General features: G+C 42.7%; 1 pseudogene. It reads right to left on the minus strand.

Going from position 1 to position 524, the window contains the following annotated elements:
- A pseudogene (locus ACFINO_RS11605) lies at positions 1 to 524 on the minus strand (late control protein); the annotation flags it as partial.

Genomic DNA, 524 nt, shown 5'->3' on the forward strand with positions numbered 1-524 from the left:
TTATCAAGTTTGTGCTTAACACTTTTGATACGCCATTCTGCTGGAATATAGGGGCGGAAAGGGGGCTCTTGAACAAGCTTTGCTTCTGCTTGTACAAAGGGATCACCACCAATATCACATGAGAAAGAAGATTTGCCACGAGATGATTTGTTGCGATAAGCAGCAATGGCCGCAACAGCTTCTGATTGATTGTGGTAGGTGTATTTGAGTTCATGAAACGGTGGGTTACCAACCTTGACTTCTTTTTTTTCACCAGTGCGAATATCGTGATAGTTTGCAATAACACCGCCTTTCTTCTCTTTGTCTTCTTCTTCTTTCTCAGGTGTTGTTTCTGCTTTTTCTGATTCAGATGATGATGCTCTGTCACTGTTATCCATATGGATAAAGTTTTCATCATCATCAATCTCTTCTGGTTCTCGTGCATCAGCCGCGGCTTTTTGGTCGTCTCCCACATCTGTTTCTAAGCCATTGGCTGCACCTGCTTCATCACGCGCACTGTATTTAAAATCCCAAGAGGTACAATG

Origin of the sequence: Bartonella sp. AA83SXKL (genome assembly GCF_042196965.1) — a bacterium.
Lineage (GTDB): Bacteria > Pseudomonadota > Alphaproteobacteria > Rhizobiales > Rhizobiaceae > Bartonella.